At 38.7% G+C, this 20,716-nt stretch carries 21 protein-coding genes and 1 pseudogene; 7 read left to right on the plus strand and 15 right to left on the minus strand.

Annotation, left to right across the window (positions count from 1 at the left end; translation table 11 throughout):
• From ACXITR_RS00750 to ACXITR_RS00765, 4 genes and pseudogenes are all read right to left on the minus strand, one after another.
• A pseudogene (locus ACXITR_RS00750) lies at nt 1-805 on the minus strand (DNA-binding protein); the annotation flags it as partial.
• Between the two features lie 15 nt (nt 806-820).
• On the minus strand, nt 821-1,621 hold the full coding sequence (locus ACXITR_RS00755) for a TnsA endonuclease C-terminal domain-containing protein (protein ID WP_457995320.1): 801 nt from the start codon (nt 1,619-1,621) through the stop codon (nt 821-823).
• Nucleotides 1,622-1,777: 156 nt separating this feature from the next.
• Complete coding sequence (gene glmS / locus ACXITR_RS00760; RefSeq protein ID WP_457995321.1) at nt 1,778-3,646, minus strand: glutamine--fructose-6-phosphate transaminase (isomerizing); 1,869 nt, start codon at nt 3,644-3,646, stop codon at nt 1,778-1,780.
• Nucleotides 3,647-3,743: 97 nt separating this feature from the next.
• Entirely contained in the window at nt 3,744-4,313 is a 570-nt protein-coding gene (locus ACXITR_RS00765) for a DUF3172 domain-containing protein (protein ID WP_457995322.1), read from the minus strand.
• Nucleotides 4,314-4,480: 167 nt separating this feature from the next.
• On the opposite strand from ACXITR_RS00765, the gene ACXITR_RS00770 reads away from it, so the two are divergent.
• Complete coding sequence (locus ACXITR_RS00770) at nt 4,481-5,266, plus strand: hypothetical protein (protein ID WP_457995323.1); 786 nt, start codon at nt 4,481-4,483, stop codon at nt 5,264-5,266.
• A 94-nt stretch (nt 5,267-5,360) separates the two neighbouring features.
• On the opposite strand, the gene ACXITR_RS00775 is transcribed toward ACXITR_RS00770, so the two are convergent.
• On the minus strand, nt 5,361-5,774 hold the full coding sequence (locus ACXITR_RS00775) for a hypothetical protein (protein WP_457995349.1): 414 nt from the start codon (nt 5,772-5,774) through the stop codon (nt 5,361-5,363).
• Between the two features lie 93 nt (nt 5,775-5,867).
• Here ACXITR_RS00775 and ACXITR_RS00780 point away from each other — a divergent pair, with 93 nt between their 5' ends.
• Together ACXITR_RS00780 and ACXITR_RS00785 are read left to right on the plus strand one after the other, a co-directional pair.
• On the plus strand, nt 5,868-6,566 hold the full coding sequence (locus ACXITR_RS00780) for a DUF3318 domain-containing protein (protein WP_457995324.1): 699 nt from the start codon (nt 5,868-5,870) through the stop codon (nt 6,564-6,566).
• 110 nt (nt 6,567-6,676) lie between these two features.
• Nucleotides 6,677-7,408, plus strand: a complete 732-nt coding sequence (locus ACXITR_RS00785; RefSeq protein WP_457995325.1) for a 2-phosphosulfolactate phosphatase family protein — start codon at nt 6,677-6,679, stop codon at nt 7,406-7,408.
• A 59-nt stretch (nt 7,409-7,467) separates the two neighbouring features.
• Here the strand turns inward: ACXITR_RS00785 and ACXITR_RS00790 are convergent, their stop codons facing one another.
• The 4 genes from ACXITR_RS00790 to pstB all read right to left on the minus strand — a co-directional run bounded on the left by ACXITR_RS00790 (nt 7,468) and on the right by pstB (nt 10,975).
• Entirely contained in the window at nt 7,468-8,274 is an 807-nt protein-coding gene (locus ACXITR_RS00790) for an ABC transporter permease (RefSeq protein ID WP_457995326.1), read from the minus strand.
• A gap of 302 nt (nt 8,275-8,576) precedes the next feature.
• Nucleotides 8,577-8,921 (minus strand): phage holin family protein, encoded by a 345-nt coding sequence (locus ACXITR_RS00795; protein ID WP_457995327.1) that lies wholly within the window; start codon nt 8,919-8,921, stop codon nt 8,577-8,579.
• Between the two features lie 193 nt (nt 8,922-9,114).
• The gene (locus tag ACXITR_RS00800) at nt 9,115-10,065 is read right to left on the minus strand and encodes a DMT family transporter (RefSeq protein ID WP_457995328.1); all 951 of its coding nucleotides are present in this window, start codon (nt 10,063-10,065) and stop codon (nt 9,115-9,117) included.
• A gap of 100 nt (nt 10,066-10,165) precedes the next feature.
• The gene (pstB, locus tag ACXITR_RS00805) at nt 10,166-10,975 is read right to left on the minus strand and encodes a phosphate ABC transporter ATP-binding protein PstB (protein ID WP_457995329.1); all 810 of its coding nucleotides are present in this window, start codon (nt 10,973-10,975) and stop codon (nt 10,166-10,168) included.
• A 194-nt stretch (nt 10,976-11,169) separates the two neighbouring features.
• Here pstB and ACXITR_RS00810 point away from each other — a divergent pair, with 194 nt between their 5' ends.
• Both ACXITR_RS00810 and ACXITR_RS00815 read left to right on the plus strand, forming a co-directional pair.
• Nucleotides 11,170-12,345 (plus strand): glycosyltransferase, encoded by a 1,176-nt coding sequence (locus ACXITR_RS00810; protein ID WP_457995330.1) that lies wholly within the window; start codon nt 11,170-11,172, stop codon nt 12,343-12,345.
• Between the two features lie 98 nt (nt 12,346-12,443).
• Nucleotides 12,444-13,355 (plus strand): alpha/beta fold hydrolase, encoded by a 912-nt coding sequence (locus ACXITR_RS00815; RefSeq protein WP_457995331.1) that lies wholly within the window; start codon nt 12,444-12,446, stop codon nt 13,353-13,355.
• 77 nt (nt 13,356-13,432) lie between these two features.
• Here ACXITR_RS00815 and pap read toward each other — a convergent pair whose 3' ends face one another.
• The 5 genes from pap to def form a co-directional block, all read right to left on the minus strand.
• Entirely contained in the window at nt 13,433-14,920 is a 1,488-nt protein-coding gene (gene pap, locus ACXITR_RS00820; protein ID WP_457995332.1) for a polyphosphate:AMP phosphotransferase, read from the minus strand.
• Nucleotides 14,921-15,016: 96 nt separating this feature from the next.
• The gene (locus ACXITR_RS00825; RefSeq protein WP_457995333.1) at nt 15,017-16,159 is read right to left on the minus strand and encodes a radical SAM protein; all 1,143 of its coding nucleotides are present in this window, start codon (nt 16,157-16,159) and stop codon (nt 15,017-15,019) included.
• Nucleotides 16,160-16,239: 80 nt separating this feature from the next.
• On the minus strand, nt 16,240-16,866 hold the full coding sequence (locus ACXITR_RS00830) for a hypothetical protein (RefSeq protein ID WP_457995334.1): 627 nt from the start codon (nt 16,864-16,866) through the stop codon (nt 16,240-16,242).
• A gap of 166 nt (nt 16,867-17,032) precedes the next feature.
• Nucleotides 17,033-18,148, minus strand: a complete 1,116-nt coding sequence (gene lptC, locus ACXITR_RS00835; RefSeq protein WP_457995335.1) for an LPS export ABC transporter periplasmic protein LptC — start codon at nt 18,146-18,148, stop codon at nt 17,033-17,035.
• Nucleotides 18,149-18,154: 6 nt separating this feature from the next.
• The gene (def, locus tag ACXITR_RS00840; RefSeq protein WP_457995336.1) at nt 18,155-18,646 is read right to left on the minus strand and encodes a peptide deformylase; all 492 of its coding nucleotides are present in this window, start codon (nt 18,644-18,646) and stop codon (nt 18,155-18,157) included.
• Nucleotides 18,647-18,691: 45 nt separating this feature from the next.
• On the opposite strand from def, the gene scpB reads away from it, so the two are divergent.
• Together scpB and ACXITR_RS00850 are read left to right on the plus strand one after the other, a co-directional pair.
• Nucleotides 18,692-19,183 carry an SMC-Scp complex subunit ScpB gene (gene scpB / locus ACXITR_RS00845; protein WP_457995337.1) on the plus strand — a complete coding sequence of 164 codons (492 nt, stop codon included), beginning with the start codon at nt 18,692-18,694 and terminating at the stop codon, nt 19,181-19,183.
• A 68-nt stretch (nt 19,184-19,251) separates the two neighbouring features.
• Nucleotides 19,252-19,578 carry a DUF760 domain-containing protein gene (locus ACXITR_RS00850; protein WP_457995338.1) on the plus strand — a complete coding sequence of 109 codons (327 nt, stop codon included), beginning with the start codon at nt 19,252-19,254 and terminating at the stop codon, nt 19,576-19,578.
• Between the two features lie 80 nt (nt 19,579-19,658).
• Here ACXITR_RS00850 and ACXITR_RS00855 read toward each other — a convergent pair whose 3' ends face one another.
• Entirely contained in the window at nt 19,659-20,660 is a 1,002-nt protein-coding gene (locus tag ACXITR_RS00855; RefSeq protein WP_457995339.1) for a DMT family transporter, read from the minus strand.
• Nucleotides 20,661-20,716: the final 56 nt, after the last annotated feature.

The following is a 20,716-nucleotide window of genomic DNA, read 5'->3' on the forward strand; positions in this document are numbered from 1 at the left end:
CTTGGATGGAAAGATGTAAAAATTTGGTCAAAAACTTTGAAAGAACCTTATTCAACTCCACCCAAAAAGTTAACTTATGTTTTATTCGATTACTTTTAAAAAGACTCACTGCTTCCTGAGATACCAAATGGGTTCTATATACTTTTGGTAAGGAATTTTTCTTGGAATCTCGATAATATTTATTAATTGCGATTCTAAATATCTGTCTATCTTGTTCTGTAATATTTATTCCTTCGCCTATTTCTTGGACGTTTTTGAATTTTCTCGGTCTTCCTCGTTTTTTTGTTCCCAATTGTCTTGTTTTCCCTTTACCACCTGAATTGGCATAGTCTGGAAGAAGAGCATCTTTTATTTTTCCCCTCTGCCAAAATCTTCTTAAATATTTATGAACACTTCTTATTGTTAACTTATTTTTATCTCGTCCTTGATTATATTTTTCTATTATTTGTGTAACTAAATTTCCTCGCGTACTCCTATCATATATATCTGGTTCTTGTGTAATTATTGGCTCTATAATATTCCAAGCATGATCCCGAATGTCTTTTTCCTTATCTGACAAATTTTCTTCCACAATAATCTTGAACCAAGGATCTTTTTTTAATTTTTTTGCCTCTCCTCGTTTTAAAGCCTCTCTTAAGCCTGATACAGAAAAAGTACGAGGAAATCCTTTGGTTGACTCGATATTCAACATAAATGCGATTGTATACCCTTCATCAATCCATAAAACTCTTTCTACAATTCCAGCAAAATCATTGTTAGTTGATTCCCATTTAATTAAATCGTTAACGAAAATCTCGTGGTCCATAACTTTGATAAATATTTATTTTATTTGGATGAAACTTGTTGAGAATTTTGTAGAAATTTTCCTCGAACTCATATCACAATAAATTTCCTTTCTGGCTAATAAATGTTTAAAAACAGAAAGCGAAGTTCCTAGCTCCAAATTCATCACATTATCAAGATCAGAGGTAATTTCTTGTATGCTTTTGTTTTTGCGATTGAGTTCTTCTTTAAGAATTGTTTTTAAAGTCTTAATATTTTGTTGTGTATCATCTAAGTTGTAACTAGAGTGAACCCACTCTATATTTTGAGCAAATATTTTTGATATACCTTTTTCCGTCACTACTCCCCAGTTAATATTAAAATTTTGGTAATACCTTCTTTCTAGCTCCAAAAGCTCAACTTTCCTTTTCTTAATAAGTTCAGAAGAACTTACAACAGTTCTTGCGACATCAGTTATTCCCTCATCAGTCTTAATAGAAATCATAAAATCTGTTGTGAGAATATAAGGAGTGCTTGACTGAGAATCAATAGGATACTTTATTCCCATTTGATCTGCAATCTTCATTGCTAGTTCTAAATCTTGGAGAGGATAATGTTCTTTAATGTCGAAAACAATGTCCGACCAATCTAGCAAGAAAAACATTTTCTTCTCTTGATCAGAAAAGAAGTGATGAATTCTATTTGTTTTCCAACCAGATATTCTCGAAGAACGGCCACAAGAAGGAAAATCTTGAATTTTTTTCCAAGGAACATAATTTTTTCCCTCTCCTTTTCCTCTACCTTCTTGTAAGTATCGACTCAGTTTATTTTGTGACCAATCACTTTTTTTTCGAGCCATGGCAGTTTGTGAGTAAAATCTTTCTTTTAATAAAGTCGAACAAAGTTATACAACTCTACTTGAAATTATACAACTTTATTTTTTAATATACGACTTTATTAAAAGTTATACAACTTTATTACCATATTACAAAATTACACAATGCCCACCCTACAACTATTCCACCGTAACGCTTTTAGCCAAATTACGAGGTTGATCTACATCCAAACCACGCAAAGAAGCGATATAGTAGGAAAGTAACTGTAAAGGAATCACCGCAAGGATAGGAGACAATAACTCATCTACCTCTGGCACATGCAAAACATCGTGGAATACCTCATCATCATAACTTTGGGGTACAACTCCGATAAGACGGGCATCCCTTGCCTTGGCTTCTTGGGCGTTAGAAATGACCTTTTCGTAAACACTCCCTGCCATGGCGATCGCAACTACGGGTACATGGGCATCTAAAAGGGCAATAGGACCATGTTTCATCTCCCCTGCCGGATAGCCTTCCGCATGAATATAACTAATCTCCTTGAGCTTGAGCGCCCCTTCTAGGGCGATGGGAAAATTAACACCCCTACCGAGGAAAATAAAATCCCTAGTTTCAGGAAAATTATGGGCTAACTCCTCAATTTTTGCTTCCTGAGTTTGTAAAATCTTCTCAATTTGAGTAGGAAGTTGCAGTAAACCAGACAAAATTTGATCAATTCTTTCCGGGCTTAAGGTTTTCCGTTGCCAAGCCAAATCCAATGCCAACACATAAAAAGCCATCACCTGTGCCACAAAGGTTTTTGTTGCCGCCACCCCAATTTCTATGCCCGCATAGGTATTAATTAATTGATCTACCATACCACCAAGGGTACTTTCAGGGCGATTACTAATGCCCACAATACGAGGTTGATAGGGCTTATCTAGCCCCGCTCGTCTTTGTCTTTCCATACCCAGTGCCGCCAAAGTGTCCGCCGTTTCCCCCGATTGAGTAACCCCAATGGTCATGGTATTCGCCATAATCGGACTAGGAGAATAGCGATATTCCGAGGCATATTGCACAAAAGTAGGTATCTCTGCCATTTGTTCTAACAAATATTTACCCACCAAACTAGCGTGCCAAGAAGTACCACAGGCAACGATTTGAATATTTTCTAAATTATCAGTTAATTCAGGGGTTAAATTGAGATTTACGGGTTTAGTGCCTTTTTGTTGCCAATCAGGATTAAAATAAACCTCCAAACAAGTGCGCACCACCGACGGTTGCTCGTGGATTTCCTTGAGCATGAAGTGGCGAAAACCTTGTTTTTCTACCGTCACAGGACTCCAATCTAGTATCCTAGGGGTACGGCGTAATCTTTTTCCCCCAAAATCATATAACTCTACTCCTAGGGGGGTTAAACGTCCTATTTCGCCATTTTCAAGGGCTAAAACAGCATTAGTGTGGTTTACCAATGCCGTTACATCCGAAGCACAGAAAAATTCACCCTGTCCAAAACCAATAATTAAAGGCGCATTTTGACGGGCAACTATTAATTCCTCAGGGTAATCGGCACACAAAAGGGCGATCGCAAAAGCCCCCTCCAAACGATGTACCGTTTTCATCACCGCATCCATAAAAGGATCATCCCCCTCAGGATTATAGTACTCCGCCAAGAGATGGGGAATCACCTCCGTATCAGTCTCAGACACAAAATTATGCCCCTTCTCCTTCAACTCCTTCCGTAAATCTTGATAATTTTCCACAATGCCATTTTGCACCACCGCAAACTTTCCCTTATTATCCCCATGGGGATGGGCATTATATTCCTCTGGCTTTCCATGGGTAGCCCAACGGGTATGACCAATACCAATTTGAGCATAATTAACATTATTTTCTAACTTAGTGCGGAGATTGTGCAACTTACCCTTAGCCTTCACCGAAGTTAATTGCTGATCGTATAAAGTAGCAATACCAGCAGAATCATAACCCCGATATTCTAATTTTTCCAATCCACCGATGAGAATCTCAACAGCCCTTTGAGTTCCAATGTAACCAACAATTCCGCACATAAATTTAATCGTTAATGATTAGTCAATGATTATAGACCATAACAAAAAAATCGGAAATGATCACATTCGAGTGAACAAAATTAAAAAACTATCCAACCTAAAAATTTCCTGTTTCCCCCGGATTAACCGTCCCTGGGCGATTTAAAAATAAATTACCCGCCGAATCATTTTGATAAATACATTCAATTTTAGGAGACGCTTCCAAAGGACCAGTAAAACCAAAAGTATTCATTCTATTTTTACACTGTCTTACCTGCTCATCCGTTACCAAATTTTGTTTTTCAAGAATAGACCAGTTATTACGCCTCAATACACAACCCGGTTGCATACTCGGCTGAGTAACATAAACATTGAAGGGGTTGAGAGTAATAAATACCCGTAAATCAGAAACAATGGCACTAGCACCAAATTGGATACACACTTCAGGGTTAGGTGCAGCCCTATCAATTACCTCCCGAGAAGCCACATTAGGGCTATTACTAGCTTGTCCTGAACTTAGGGCAATGCCCAAACCAATACCCAGCATAAATATCCCCGCACAAATAGCAACGATGGTATAGTTTAAACCTTCCATAAACGATGACTTTTTGGGGGAACTATTGCCATATTTACTTTTACGAGAAGGGGGTTCAGAATAGGAATAAGGAGGCTTTGATCTACGTGGCATAGGAGTAATTTTATGAATTATTTAAAATGTGGGGTTTAAAACCTCATTCTTTTAAGACGGTTTCGTGTTACGATTTTAACAAACGTTTCAACATTATCATGGGTATCATTTCGACACGTAGTAAATTTTGTAATTATTAATGATTCATTAAATAACGATGTTTTGCCATGAAGATAACCCAGCAAACCGCCACAAAACTAATTTTAGAAGCTACAAAATATAGTTTTTTAAAAAGAGCATTTTTCTTTTTGTTTGCATCACCTTTTTTTCTGGTAGGAATATTTATTATCGTTGATCTTGGTAAAGTAAATACCCTTGAATGTCAGAAAAGTTTATCCCGAGAAATTAGTTGTAGTTTAAACAGACGTAATTTATTGGGAGAGGAAGTAATTACCATAGAAAAAGGAAGTTTAGACAAGGCAGAATTAGGGGTAAATAGTAGTGATGATAGTGATACTTATCGAGTTAATTTAATTACGAAAGAAGGAATCGTACCACTGACGGAAGTTTATAGTTCTGGGATAAAAGAGAAAAGAGATAACACCAATCAAATAAACTATTTTATTAATAATTCATCGGATATTAACTTACAAATAATTCAGGATGATCGTTGGTTTGCCTATCCTGTTGGATCAGTTTTTGTCCTTTCGGGGGCTGGTTTAATGGCAGTGTCATTATTATTTTTTACCCAAGTAAAATGCACTTTTGATAAAGGAATACAAAGATTTTATTTGATAGAAAAAAATGTATTAAAAACCCATGAAAAAGAATATAAAATGTGGGAGATAAAATCAGCAGAATTAGTGGAACATAAGGACAGCAAGGGAAGAAAAAGCTATAATGTCGATCTAGTTTTTAAAAATATGTCTCGTATCAAAATAGATATTGATGGTGGTTTATCAGGTTGTCAAGAGTTTGTTAATACTTTTAATAATTTTTTAGGTCTTACTTAGGGTGCGCTGAAAAAATGTTAATTCATTGGGGTTAAAACACTTTAAAACCTCAAAAAATAAACAAAATTTCTATTATCTATTCCCACAATTACCATCAAGACTCTAGTTTGTCATCTCGGGTTAAATATTTATACCATTGCCCTGCGAGGGTCCCCTGAGTAAAAGGAATAGTAATTAGTTCGTTTTTTTTAGTCACAAATTGCAAATTAGCTTCTTGTTTTTCTGATAAATCTGCTTCTAAAACGACTTTATCTTTGCTTACTAGGTTAATTTCTTTGATGTCATCTAAACAAAACTTGCTCTCATTGATAACACCTTTTGCCGTGGGTTTACCCCAAGTAATGATATTTCCTTTTTTCCCTAATACCGAGTAAATATCATATTTAGACTTATCGAAGTCTTCAGCCCAAATTTTGTAATTTTCCAGCTTTTGGTATTCATTTTTACCACTCCATGCCAACCAAAAGAAGAGTATTAATAACGGCAACCAAAATAAACCACGTTCCATGTTAGAATTTAGCAACTCAAATTAAGATTACACTACCATAGAATAAGATCAACAAGATCAAAATTACAGATAATAGTTAAGTAAAATAATTATATGACTTCTTATACAACTTCCTCCGCTAGAGCAGAAATGAATGAATTAAGAAGATTAAAAACCCTCTTACCTCCAGAGTTACAAAGTTGGGTAATGGTTGAATCTTCCACCGAAGTTAATCCTCCCCTCATTCGTAGTGAGGAGTTAGGAAAAGATGAGGTTGAAATCCAAATTGACTTAGCCAAATGGGAAAACTTAGCTATTGACCAACGAAACCTAATGTTTTGGCATGAAGTGGCGAGGATTCAAAATGATACGATTCCTAAGGAAGGATGGGAAATGGCTGCCCTTGCCATTGGTTTGGGGGGTGCTGTGGGTGAATTGTGGGTGCAGGATGGTTTATTGTTATTGTTAGCTTTATCTTTGTGTGGAATTTCTGGTTATCGTCTCTGGCAAAAAAATAATGGAGAAAAAAATCTGAAGGACGCCATTGATGCGGATGAAAAGGCGATTACTTTGGCTACTCGTTTCGGTTATTCTTTGAAAAATGCGTATCAAAGTTTGGGTAGTGCCTTGAAAACTTTAATCGAACAAACTCCGAAGCGTAATCAACGTAAAAAATATGAGGAGCGTTTACAGGCGTTGCGTCGTAGTGCCACAAAGGCTAAACAACGGGAGGCTCAAAATATGGGTAATCAACCTTTGCAAACTCCCCCTTCTCCTCGCTCTCGCAGTAGTGCTAGAATGCGCAATATTTAGGGTGGTTTTTGGGGTATTTTTTACCCCTTTTATGGTGTTTTTTCACTTTTTCAAGGTTGCCTTGGTGTTATATAATTGCAGATTGTGACAGTATAGGCAAAATAATTATTGTGAAAATTTCTGTTTATCATACTCCTGAGTCTACTCCTGAAGGTCAAATTCCTGATTGTGCGGTGGTTATTGATGTACTCCGTGCTACGACTACTATCGCTACGGCTTTGAGTGGAGGGGCTGAGTCGGTAAGGGCTTTTAGTGATATTGATTTATTGTTGGCAGAAAGTGATTCTTTAGCTTCTGATAAAAGGTTACGGTTAGGGGAAAGGGGGGGAAAAAAGGTTGATTCTTGTGATATGGGTAATTCTCCCCTTGATTGTACCCCTGAGGTGGTGAAGGATAAGCAGTTGTTTATTAGTACGACTAATGGCACTAGGGCTTTACAGAGGGTGCAGGATGCTGAGGTGGTGGTTACTGGGGCGATGATTAATTTTGGGGCGGTGGTAGAGTTTTTGAAAGATAAAAAGCCTGACAATATCTGGTTGGTTGGCTCTGGTTGGGAAGGGGGTTATTCCCTGGAGGATACGGTTTGTGCTGGGGCGATCGCCCATAGTCTTATTTCTGATTATGATCTGGATATAATTGGTAATGATGAGGTTGTCAGTGCGATCGCACTTTATCGTACATGGCAAGATGATTTGGTTAAATTATTTACCCTAGCCAGCCATGGACAAAGGTTATTAAGACTTAATCTGGTGGATGATTTAAAATATTGCGCCCAAGAAAATATCATCGATACTCTACCGATTCAACAGGGCAAAGGTACTTTACTTTTTAAAAATAATTAATTATTGTAGTAACTCCTAATCGATGGACGCAGTTTCTTGCGTCCTGACAACCACAAAGGTTATTCCTGTTGATGGGAAAATTGATATGCCCCTACAAAAGCCAGTGCGATCGCAATTACTAAGAGTACAGGAATACTATACCAAGGAAAAACGCTGATGGGTTGGTAAGCGGCTGCCCGTAGGGCCGTAGTGGTGTAGGTTAGGGGTAGTAGATAAACAACCACTTTTAATACCATGGGTAGGCTTTCTGGAGAGAAAAATGTACCTCCTAAAAACGACATCGGCACAATTAAAAAGTTGTTGTAAAGCCCCACGGATTCCAGAGATTTGACTCTTAAGCCAATAATTACCCCAATTCCAGCAAAAACCGCACAATTAAGGATTAAAACCACCAAAAACAGGGGATTAATAAAACTGAAAACCTTTCCCGTAAACAAAATAGCCACCACTATCACAGAAAAAGCCGTCATTAAGCCCCTAACGATTCCTGCCAATACTTTGCCTAAATGTAAAGCAAGGGGATGTACAGGTAATAATAGCAGTTCGTCAAAGGTTTTGCTGAAAAGGCGATCGCCACATATGGAAAAAGTAGTACCCCCAAAACTAATCGTCATGGAAGATAGTGCCACCATACCCGGCAAAATAAACTCTAAATAACTATCTCCCACCGCAGGGGTGCTAACCCTATCAATGGTATTTCCCAACCCCAAACCAAATGCAAGGACATATATTAACGGTGAAATTAACCCCGTAGATGCAATTTGAGCCATTCTTGCCCGTAAATCTAACCACTCACCCCAGAAAATAGTTAAGGTGTCTTCCAAGATAGCTTTTAAGGGGAAACTATCTATTTTTGCTGACTTCATAGTTATAATTTTTTTAAGATTTAATATCTTTCTATTGTCCTTTATTTAGCTTCAGTAATCATACTCATAAAGCCAAATTTGGCAGATAGAGAACACAGAGGAGGAGATCAAAGATATTCTTGGACTATGTTATGTATTTAAAAATCAACAGTTTTAAGTATTTTTATTCTTCGCAAGATCTATATTTTTTATTGATTAATTAATTGTTTTTTTAGCCAAGATAGAAAATTATTTTTATTAATTTCCTCTTCAATTCTCCTCTCTAAATGTGATTATTTACTACTTAATTTGATGACAATAAATTAATCTTTTTTAAAGAATTGATCTAAGAATCCACTGACAAAGGATACAATAATTGATCCAAATAAAGCATCAAAAAAGCCATCTACAGAAAATCCGGGGGTAAAGTAACCAACGAGGGAGAAGCAAATGGCGTTGATAATAAATAAAAATAGCCCAAGGGTAAGAATGGTGAAGGGTAGGGTAAAAAGTACCAAGATTGGACGGATAATGGCATTAATAATACCAAATACAAAAGCACCAATCAGGGCGGCGAGGGTGGTATCAATGGATATTCCCGGTAAAAGTATCTCTGCAACTAGCATGGATACTGCTGTTACCACTAGGGTAATTATAAACTGTGGCATGATATTTTCTGTTTACTATAATTTTTCTTTATTTTAATATGAGATTAGCAAATTTATTAATAATACTAAATCCGAGGGATAAATTACCCTTTTATTTATGGTTCATTAGCCATGGACTTAAGCCCATTATTAGCTTTATTTGTACACTTTTTTATGGATCGATTATAGTTAGAATATTTTGAAAAACTGTTTCCTATTTCCTGTTCCCCTCATTTGTTGTTTCCGATGGGTGGTTTTTAAATTCAGATGTGATGACTCCTATTAATAAAATAATTGCCCCCATAAACACGGTCATAGATGGTATTTCTCGGAATAGTAAAAACGCTAAAAAAGTTGCCCCTAGGGGTTCTAATAAAATTACTAATGATACGGTGGTAGGGCTAAGATGACGCAAAGACCAATTGAAACTGGTATGTCCAATGACTTGGGAAACGATCGCCATTAGCACTAGATAAATATATATTAGAGAAGAATAACCTCCATATCCTGTGCCAAAAATGAAGGGTAATGGCAATAAACAAAGAGCCGAGGTAAGATATGCGATCGCCACATATTCTCCGATTTTTAAACCTTGTTTTTGTGCCTGATTGCCCAACAGTATATAGCCACTGGCAAACCAACTACCCAAAAGGGCGAGAAAAGCCCCCAAAAGAGGATTACTCCCTGCCCCATCTCCACCATTACCACCCAAAGCAATTATAATACTACCCCCAAGGGCGATCGCAATGCCTAACCAATTACGAAACTTTAACTTAATGCCCCATATACCCCAAGACAGTAGCCCTACCCAAAGGGGATTAGTGGTTACAATGGTTACAGAAGCCGCCACAGAAGTAAAACTAAGGGAAGTTATCCACGTGGCAAAATGAAAAGCTAGACACAACCCCGCACCCACCGCCAAAAGAATAGTCTGCACATTTGCCTTTGTATGGCGTAAATTTCTATAGGTAGGACTAAAAATGATGGCAGTTATGAGTAAGCGAGAGGAAGCAATAAATAAACTAAAACCCACATCACTAAATATCCCTGCCTCCTGTTGACAAAGTCGCACAAAAATTGCTGCCGTAGAGACAGCAAAAACCCCAACGGTTAAAATTATCCTGACTTGCCAAATACTCGGTATCGCTTTAATTTTCGAGAGCATTTATCTATTTTGATAGCATTATTCTTGGTATTTTCTGTGGCTACCAAAACTATTTTAACAACCCCTAAAATATTACGGGCATGGCTAACCCTCACTCATCTTAGCCAAAGCGTCCGCTTACATATTGTTGGGTAGCTTCCTCCGTGGGGTTTTGGAAAATATTTTCCGTTCTGTCATACTCTACTAAATAACCCAATTTTCCGCCTCCTCCCTCAACACTACGGGCATTAAAAAAGGCAGTTAAATCCGATACCCTCGAAGCCTGTTGCATATTGTGGGTAACAATGATGATGGTGTAGTCACGTTTCAACTCATGGATAGACTCTTCCACTTTGAGGGTAGAAATCGGGTCTAGCGCAGAACAGGGTTCATCCATTAAAATAACATCAGGTTTAATGGCGATGGTACGGGCAATACATAAACGCTGTTGTTGTCCTCCCGAAAGGGCTAAACCGCTTTGCTTTAGTTTGTCTTTCACTTCATCCCACACGGCGGCTTTGCGTAGGGAGTCTTCCACTAAGTCATCCATGTTGCCTTTATAACCATTTAGTCTGGCACCCCATGCGATGTTTTCGTAGATAGATTTGGGGAAGGGGTTAGGTTTTTGGAATACCATACCAATTCTAGATCTTAATCCTACGGGATCAACTCCTTTGGCGTAAATATCTTTACCCTTGAAAGTAATTCTACCTTTTACCCTAGCACTGGCGACTAAGTCATTCATGCGGTTAATACATCTGAGAATGGTACTTTTTCCGCAACCAGAAGGCCCGATAAAGGCAACGGCATTATTTTTGGGGATGTCTATGTTTACCCCTGCTACGGCTTTGTGAGTACCATAATAAACATCTACATTTTCAATCTGAACTACGGGTTCTTGTGCTATATTCTTGTCTAAGTCTGGGCTCATGATTATTTTTAGTAATTTTTAAAATATGGGGCTAAACCTTGTGGTCTGGATAGGGTTAAACTAAACTATTGTAAGGCTTGGATTGAATTGATCAATAAAAACAAATTTACAGTAATTATAGTCTGAGTGTAGCGGTTGTAAGTTAAGACAAAATTAACAAACTTAAAAATCTGATGAGTAATATTTCCCTATGTATGATTGTAAAGAATGAGGCGAAGTCTTTACCTAGCTGTCTTAATAGTGTCAAGGACTGGGTTTCAGAGATAATAATTGTGGATACGGGTTCGACAGATAATACAAAGGAAGTGGCTCAAGGGTTTGGGGCGAAGGTGGTAGATTTTGAGTGGAATAATAATTTTGCTGATGCCCGAAATTTTGGTTTAAGTTTGGTGCGCTCGGATTGGGTATTGGTGTTGGATGCGGATGAGGTTTTTAATGGGAGTGTTATTCCTGCCGTAGAAAAGGCGGTGAAAAATGAAAAGAATTTAGTTGTTAATTTAGTTCGTCATGAGGTGGGGGCTAATTCTTCCCCTTATTCTTTGTTGTCTCGTTTGTTTCGTCGTCATCCGAAAATTAAGTTTTCTCGCCCTTACCATGCTTTGATTGATGATGCGGTGGTGGATTTACTACAGGCGGAAAGCAGTTGGCAGGTGGTGGATTTGCCTGAAGTGGCGATCGCCCATTATGGTTATCAACCCGCTATTATTGAGGCACAGGATAAGGCTAAACGGGCAAGGGTTGCCATGGAGTCTTATCTAAAAGAAAATCCTAATGATAGTTATGTGTGCAGTAAGTTGGGGGCGCTTTATCTACAGTTGGGGGAAAAGAAGAAGGGATTAAAGTTATTAACCAAGGGTTTAAAGTTACATGGTAGTAGTCCTGCGGTGACATTTGAGTTACATTACCATCTGGCTAATGCTTCGGTGGGGGATAATCAGTTTGACTCCGCCATAAAACACTACGAAAGGGCGATCGCCCTGCCCCTTTTACCTATAATAAAGTTAGGAGCGTACCATAACTATGCTAGTTTAGCTTACCAGTCAAAGGAATATCTAAAGGCGATCGAGTTGTACCAAGAATGTTTGAAAATAAAGCCAGATTTTGCCCTCGTTTATTACAATCTAGGGTTATGTTACAAGGCCTTGGGACGTAACTTTAAAGCCATCAGTGCCTATCAAACCGCCATTAAACTTAATCCTACCGATGCCTATGCCTATCAAAATCTAGGATTATTGTTATACAGACAGGCGCAATACGAAGAAAGTCAACAAGCCTTACAACGGGCGCTAATGCTCCATCGTCAACAAAATCCCCCATTTGCCTTACAATTAGAGCAAGAGTTAAGGGCGATCGGTTTTTCTTTTGAGTAGCACATAATTAATTGATAATGGATAATTGAGAATAGATAATAAACTTTTATTTTTTTCTAATCCATAACTCTATATTCTTTAATCGCTCACCGCCCATCATGGAAAATCTCACTTGGCAAGAAAAAACAGGAAATCAGAGGGATTGGCATTGGCGGGGGTGGAAAATTCGCTATAGCTATACTAGGGTTAACCCAAAAAATAGGGATAATGATATTCCTATCATCCTCTTACATGGTTTTGGGGCTTCTATTGGTCATTGGCGCCACAATATTCCCGTTTTAAAGGAAAATCACACGGTTTATGCTCTCGATTTACTCGGTTTTGGAGCATCCCGTAAGGCTTATACTAATTATGATGTGAGTGTGTGGTCACAACTGGTATATGATTTTTGGCAAACTTTTATCAATGTACCTGTAATTATAATTGGTAATTCCATTGGTTCGTTAATTGCCCTCTGTGCCACTGCCCAACATCCCGCCATGGTTCATAAATTGGTGATGTTGAGTTTACCTGACTTGTCGGCAAGGGAAAAAATGTTACCGAAATTTGCCGTACCTGTGGTGAAAACCCTTGAAAGTATTGTGGCTTCTCCTCTACTGATTAGGATGATTTTTTTGATTGCCCGTCGCCCCGGGGTAATTCGTAAATGGTTGGGGGTTGCCTATGGGGATAAAACTGCGGTGGATGATGAGTTGGTGGATATTATTGCCACTCCTCCCCAAGATAAGGGCGCGGCGCGTACTCTTATTGCCCTTAGTAAGTCGGTTAATCAATCTGATTTTTCTTTATCAGCACAGGATTTATTACGGCAGGTTAATATTCCTATGTTACTACTTTGGGGCAAGGGCGATCGCTTCATCCCTCCCACCATAGCACCCCAACTTGCCACCGTTAATCCTTTAATTACCCTAAAATTATTAGATGGATTAGGGCATTGTCTCCATGATGAAAAACCCGATTTATTTCACAATATTTTATTTGATTGGCTTAAAACTGCGGAAACTCCATAGGAATTGATAAAAAAAATGGAATCGTAAGATTAGGGAATAGTCACAATTTTGTAAGGCGGGCAATGCCCACCCGACTTTTATCCGTGGTGTATTTTCTTCTTAATGGCATTGACGATGGTTTCTAAAACATATACCCTAGCGTAATATTTTTCGTCTCCCGGAACAATTTTCCATGGGGCTAGGGGGGTGCTAGTACGGGCGATCGCCTGATTCACTGCCACATCATACAAATCCCATTGTTCACGGTTACGCCAATCTTCATCGGTTAATTTATAATTTTTAAAAGGATCATTTTTTCGAGCTTCAAAACGGTTTAATTGTTCTTCTTGGCTAATGTGTATCCAAAACTTAATAATCAAATAATTATCCGTTGCCAATTGGGCTTCAAATTCATTAATTTCTCGATATGCCCTACGCCATTCTACTTCCGTGGCAAAATTTTCCACCCTTTCTACTAATACTCTACCGTACCAAGTGCGATCAAAAATGCCAATATTACCTAACTGGGGGAGTTTACGCCAAAAACGCCAGAGATAATGATGGACTCTTTCTTCTTCCGTGGGGGCAGCAAAGGCATGAACTTTGTAATTACGAGGATCTAAAATATCGGTAATTCTTTTAATGGCACCTCCTTTTCCTGCGGCATCCCACCCCTCAAATAGAAGCACTACCCCTAATTGTTTTTCAAAAATTTCCCTTTGTAATTTTCTTAATTCTACCTGAGCAGATTTTAATCTTGTTTTATATTCATCCTTGGGTAAGTGTAGGGTTAAATCTACCCTATCTAAATAATCTGGCTCAGTGGGTAATAATTCAGTTTGGGGAGGTAAGGAAAGAGCTTCTGATATGATTTTACGTTGCTGTAGGGCGGCTCGAATGGTTGAGACTAACTGAGTTAATACTTTTACCCTTGCCCACCGTTTGCAGTCGGCTTCTACCAATGTCCAGGGCGCAAATCCTGTGCTGGTATAAATCAACATTTCTTCGGCTAGGGCGGAGTATTCTTTATAGTGTTTTTGTTGTTGCCAATCTTCGGGGCGTACTCTCCATGAGTCTAGTTCATCTTCTTGATAGTCTTTGAGACGGCTTTTTAGTTCCTTTTTGCTTAGATGTAACCAAAATTTTGCCATGATTGCCCCATCGTCAATCAATTGACGCTCAAAGGCGTTAATATCTCTCATGACAAGGGGGGTTTGATTCTCAGGAAGTCTATCAAAAAGTCGATCTTCTAATACGTGGATGTACCAACTATGGTAAAAGATGGCGACACTGCCTTGGGGGGGAAGATTTTGCCAAAAGCGCCAAAGAAAAGGATATTTCTGTTCTTGGGTGGTGGGCGCTAGGGTGGGATATACGTCAAATCCTCGAGGATCCATGTAGTTAGTTATTTTTTGAACTATTTTCCCTTTTCCTGCGGCTGCCCAGCCTTCTAGCACCACTATGATGGGTATTTTTTCTTGCCAACAGGTGTTCTGGAGCGATCGCAATTCAATCATTAAGGCTTCTATCTGCTCGTGATAGCTTTTTTTGTCGAGGGATAGCTTTAAGTCAAGGGTGTTTAACATGGGCGATGGATTTGAGAGGTTAAGATCAATTTATTTTGTTTCCATATCATATCGATTGTTTTTCTAGTCTCGAACGATTAGTTAATAATTCATAACTTAGAATTGGTATTCTGTGGCTAACTCTGGGGAAATGCCATAGGATTTTAGTAGTAGTTGGGCTTGGGGTGATTGTTCGATTTGTTGCACCATGAATTGAATCATGGGTTTAGCTATGGTACATTCTAGCTCTCCTTTTTGATTGTAGGTGCGATCGCTCTTTTGGGATTCTGCGATGGGGATTTGATGACATTTTTGATCAAAAACACAACGGCGACAGGTTTTCATCCTTTTTTCTCGCATCGTTACCGTTTGTTGATGTTCGGGGGAATTTAAAATTTCTGATAAACTTTGTTTAAAAATATTGCCCATATATCCTTGAGATAAGTAAGCCTCTCCATAGTTATAAATATCACCATTAACATTTACGATGGCTACCCACTCTTTTTTTGCTGGTTCAAATTTGGCTACTTTTTTATCACTAAGGTAGCGTATGGCGGCCAAGAAATAATCCCGTAGGGGATAAATTTTGATCTTGCTGGGGGTGCTAAATTGTTCTAAGGCTATGGCTTGATAGGCTTGGACGGTTTGCTGATGGCTCACCATTAAGGGTTGCATTCTGGGGGAAGGATCAACCATACTAGATACGGGCAATATACGATAATCGATACCCAATTGGTTAAAAAAGTGATAGGTATTGATTACATAGTCTATGTTTTGGGCGTGTAAGACATTGATAACACCAAAAGACATTCTACGGTCAATTAATTTTTGTAGGTTGTCCATGACGTTATCCCTTGAGTCTTTTCCTTTTATATCTACCCTTTGCTCTCCATATACGTCAAAGGATACCCCTAGGGCTATATCTAATTCTTGTAATAAGTCTAAGGTGCGATCGCCCACTTGAAACAAATTAGTTTGTAAGCTATTGCGATACTTAATACCTTTACTAGCTAAATATTTTTTTTGTAAATCGCAAAAAGTCCGAAAATAATCATGGGGTAATAATAACGGCTCTCCCCCGTGAAAAACAAACTCAGGTATGGTAGAAGGTGCTTGATGTGCAAAATAATCAGCTACATGGCGAAAAAAAGACTCTAATTGAGTAACGGACATTCTTTCTTTATTTCCTAACTCGTCATACTCATAGCAATAATGACAGCGAAGGTTGCACAGTTTGCTTAGTTTGATGACAAAATACATAAATATAATGGAATGAAGAGGTGCTTTTATCGGAATCGGTATAAAGTGGTGGGAGTTACCCACCATCAAGATTTTAATCCCTAAAAATGAGATCCAGGGAATCGGTTAGAAGGATTATTAGGCTGGGTGCGGTTAGGAGTTGTATTGGGAGTGATACGAGTGGGAGTCGTATTGGGGGTGATACTGGGTTGAGTACGGTTAGGAGTAATATTAGTGGGAGTAGTCCGCTCAAAAGTACCCCGCACATCTCTTTGAGGCACTATTTCCCCTTCAGGCTCATCAGGACATCTTCCCCCCGGGCAATATTGAAGCCACATAGGTTCATCATCAGGGGCATCATCGGGTTCACAACCTGCACAACTGGTAACTACACCACCTTCTACTGTAAATATTAGGTTGTCATGGCGATATGCTCCATCTTGGAGGGGCGTTTGTCTGCCACCATCAAAAAGTGCGATCGCCCTTTGTCCTTGAATAGCGATACTATTAGCCCCGGATTGTCTTAAAAATAGATCCAAAGGTACTGCTTGGGAGCGAATTTGAGGGCTGATAGTGCGTGTCTGAGCTTGTACAGATGAAACCATAGCACTGTCAAGAAAACCTGCTAACTGATTAACTAAACCATTGTTTCCTGCTACAGCCAATCCTGTAATGGAGGCAATAATGATCGCCGTCTTTCTTTGGTTATTGAGGTTGAAGTGAGACATATTTAATTTTTAATTAACAACACTGCCTAGACTTTTAGCATAAGAGATGAATTTTTTGTACTCTTTTTTCTTGCAATTTATAGAAGATATTTTGCCTATGACATTAAAACCTAAGACGAAAGTTAATATAAAAAAGTTTCATACTTTGTCAAAAAAAAATTAATGGTTAAGGGTAAATCGTTGTAACAACCCTATTCTGGGTATTTCCAGTTACCACCACCTGATTATCATTTAATCTACCTCGCGCCCTATCTCCCCGAAAATTGACCACAGGATTAATTTGTTGATAAACCACATTACCCTGAGCATCGATATTTTGATCATTTAAATTCCAAACAACGGAGTCTGCATATAATTTCGCTTCATCGGTGACGGATTCTGCAAAAATTTGATTACTTAGATAAACTTTATTTTCTTCTAAATCCACCTTACCTTGATTAGCCGTCATGGTAATTTGCTCATCCACTTCCACCAAACGAATCATCCTATCGGTTTCAATGATTCTACGGTTATAATCCCATCGCATTCTGCTACTTACCCCCTGTAGAGGAGGATTGAGGGATTGATATTCGATGTTATTTTCCACTATCAAAATATTATTATTAAGATCCATTTCTGCAATGGTGGCCTTAAGGGTGTCGGTTACTTGCTCATCTTCGTAACGGGTAACATTAAATGGTAAATCTGTACTGATTATTCCTTCTTCAATTTGCCAAATAATGGCATCGGCAATAATTTTTAATTGAGGCTCAAAGGTATTAGCAATGATTTCTTGACTCAGTTGTAATACTTGAGTGGCGGTGTTATATTCTGCTTCCTTGGTAACTAATCTAATTTGTTCGTGGATTACTTCAATGTCTTCTTGGAGGGTAAAGTAGTTTTGCTCTGGTTTCCACAACAGTTTTTCCCCTCGTATTTCCATATCGTTACGGGTATCAAAGCCGATGATTTCTCCAAATAAGTTAATTTCTTCGCCGTCGTTGATGACTTCCCCCCGTTGGGCGCTGATTTTGAGAACTATTTCCCCATTTTGTAATAGGTTAGCGGTAATATTCTCGATGGTGGCGGTTTTATTATCTTGGGAATAGGTTACTTTGCTTACTTTTAAGCGCCAAAAGTTTTCGCCATCATTGTTGGATTGTTCGATGGTGGCATCATTAAGCACTATGCCCGATTCTACTTCTTGATTATTATTTTGGTTATCTTCGTTAAGGGATTGATTTTGATTTTGGCAACCGCTGATGAGAAGAATGGTAAACAGGATGATGATTTTTCGGTACATCTGGAGTTATACGGTGACGGTTTTAAGGGCTTCTTGGACGTGATCTACAAATAGGATTCCGTTGAGGTGATCGATTTCATGTTGTATGATTCTAGCAATAAAACCATCAAATTCTCTTTTTTGTTTTTCTCCATCTCGATGGTAGTACGTAAGGGCGATCGCACCATACCTTAATACATTACCCCTTTTACCCTTTACACTCAAGCAACCCTCCTCCCCTTCTATTAAATCCCCAGAGTGGAAAATAATTTCAGGATTAATCATTACCACAGGAGACATCAACGGTGCATAGGGATAACGGGCATTGGGATGGGAAGCCACCACTATCACCCGACAAGGGTAGCCCAGTTGCGGGGCAGCCACCCCCACTCCATTTCTCTCAAAGACCATTGCCAACATCAAATCCACTAATTCTTGTATTTCAGGGGAATTAATATTTTCCACGGGGGAGGCAACTTCTCGTAAAACAGGACTACCAATTTGTAAAATTTCTCTCATGGGCTTGATATGATAGGGTACTAAACTTTAAAAATCTTTTTGTGCATGGGAACAGAATATAATAACAATTCTAATTTAGTAACTCAAATAGAAGCGATACTCTATCTTAAAGGGAAACCCACCACCTGTGAAGAAATGGAGGAGTTAACCCAAGCAAGGGAAGAAGAAATAGAATCCGCCCTTATCAAATTAATGTCTGACTATGCCCACCGCCCCGATAGCGCCCTGGAAGTGGTAGAAACTCCCGCAGGATATGCCCTACAACTACGGAACTGTTGCCAAAATCTGCTCGAAAATCTAGTCCCTGCCGACCTTAACACCGCCACCTTAAGGACTCTAGCTGCGATCGCCCTTACGAATCCCATCCTACAAAGTGACTTAATCACCGTGCGCGGTAGCGGGGCTTATCAACACGTCCAAGAACTGTTAGAATTAGGTTTTATTCGTAAGCGTCGTCAAGACGAAGGACGCTCGTATTGGCTAGAAATTACCGATAAATTTCACCAATATTTTGAAATTGACCAACTGCCCACCTAAAAAACGTTTATATTATAAACAAAAGAGGAACTGAGCAAAAGAAGAATTACTATAGAGGACAAAAATAAATGGCATTTAACGCAAATTTTTTTGGCGGAGAATCAGACACAACTTTAGACAACACCTTAATAGATTATCTACAAAAACAAAAACCAGAAACTCTTGAAAGAATTGCTCAATCGGCAACCCCTGAAATAAAAGAAATTATCACCCACAACGTACAAGGGTTATTGGGAATGTTACCCACGGAAGGATTTAACGTGCAAATCGTCACCGATAAGCAACATATGGCAAATTTATTGGCTTCTGCCATGATGACGGGTTATTTCCTCTGTCAGATGGAGAAAAGAAAAACCCTAGAAGAAAACCTTTCTGACACCGATTTTGTCGAATAATTACTTAAATCCCTCAATAATGGGGGGCTTTTTTTTTATAACTCAGCACCGAGATTTTTATGATGAAAATTAAAGTAGAGTTAATTTATCTTTTCTCTAATTTTGAACCACGGAAAATTGAGTTTTAAATTTTGCCACTTACTATTAATGGTTTTACGCTGACTAATTAAATAAATACTAACCAAAGTTAGGCTAACTCCTCCCCATTGTAAAGAAGAAAGTTTTTCCCCTAATATCAAACTACCAAAGGTAAGGGCAAATACAGGGGTTAAAAAAGTTAGCGCACTTAAGCTGGTGATATTACCCTTCGATGCTAAATAAAAGAATACACCATAGGCGATCGCACTGCCAAACGTAGCAGCATAAGCAATGGATAACCAACCAGACACACTGATATTTACCCACTGATTAGTTTCCGTCAGCCCACTAAGCAAAAATAACATCAAACCACCCATAATCATATGCCACCCCGTCGCCAATACCGTATCCACATGACGAGAAATATAAGGAATCATCACAGTACCCAATGCCATCGACAAAGAAGCCAATAACATCAACCACTCCCCATTATTGAAAAGCCCTTCCCAACTAAAATAAAACTCCCCCCAATTACCCTGAAACAAATTGACAATCCAATCATCGGGCAAGCCAATTAAACTAATGCCCACAATACCCACTCCCAAGCCTAACCAACCCCAAAAACCAATCATATCCTTGAACAACCAACGACATAAAATAGCCACTGCCAAAGGCTGAGAATCAATCATAACCGAACCCAATCCAGCCCCCGTGCGCAATAATCCCTCCGCCAAAAATCCTTGAAACATAGCCCCATCTACCAAGGCAAACAAAAAAATCCATCCCCATGCTTTTAATGATGGAGGTTTTACACTTTTTCCCCTACCCACAAATAGTAGAACCAAAATACCCGCAGGAAAAATTCTCAAAGCTCCCAAAAATATAGGAGTAGTTTCTAAAATAGTACCCTTCATGGCAACCATTGCCGTACCCCAAAGGAAAAAAGGGGCAATATACATTATGGGGTTGAAAAAATTAGGACTAGGATTTTTTTGTGCTTCCATTGATTACTCAAAGATTGTTACATTTCTTCATCTTACCCAAAATGTCCCTTACTCAA

The sequence above is a fragment of the Cyanobacterium sp. genome (assembly GCF_054166785.1).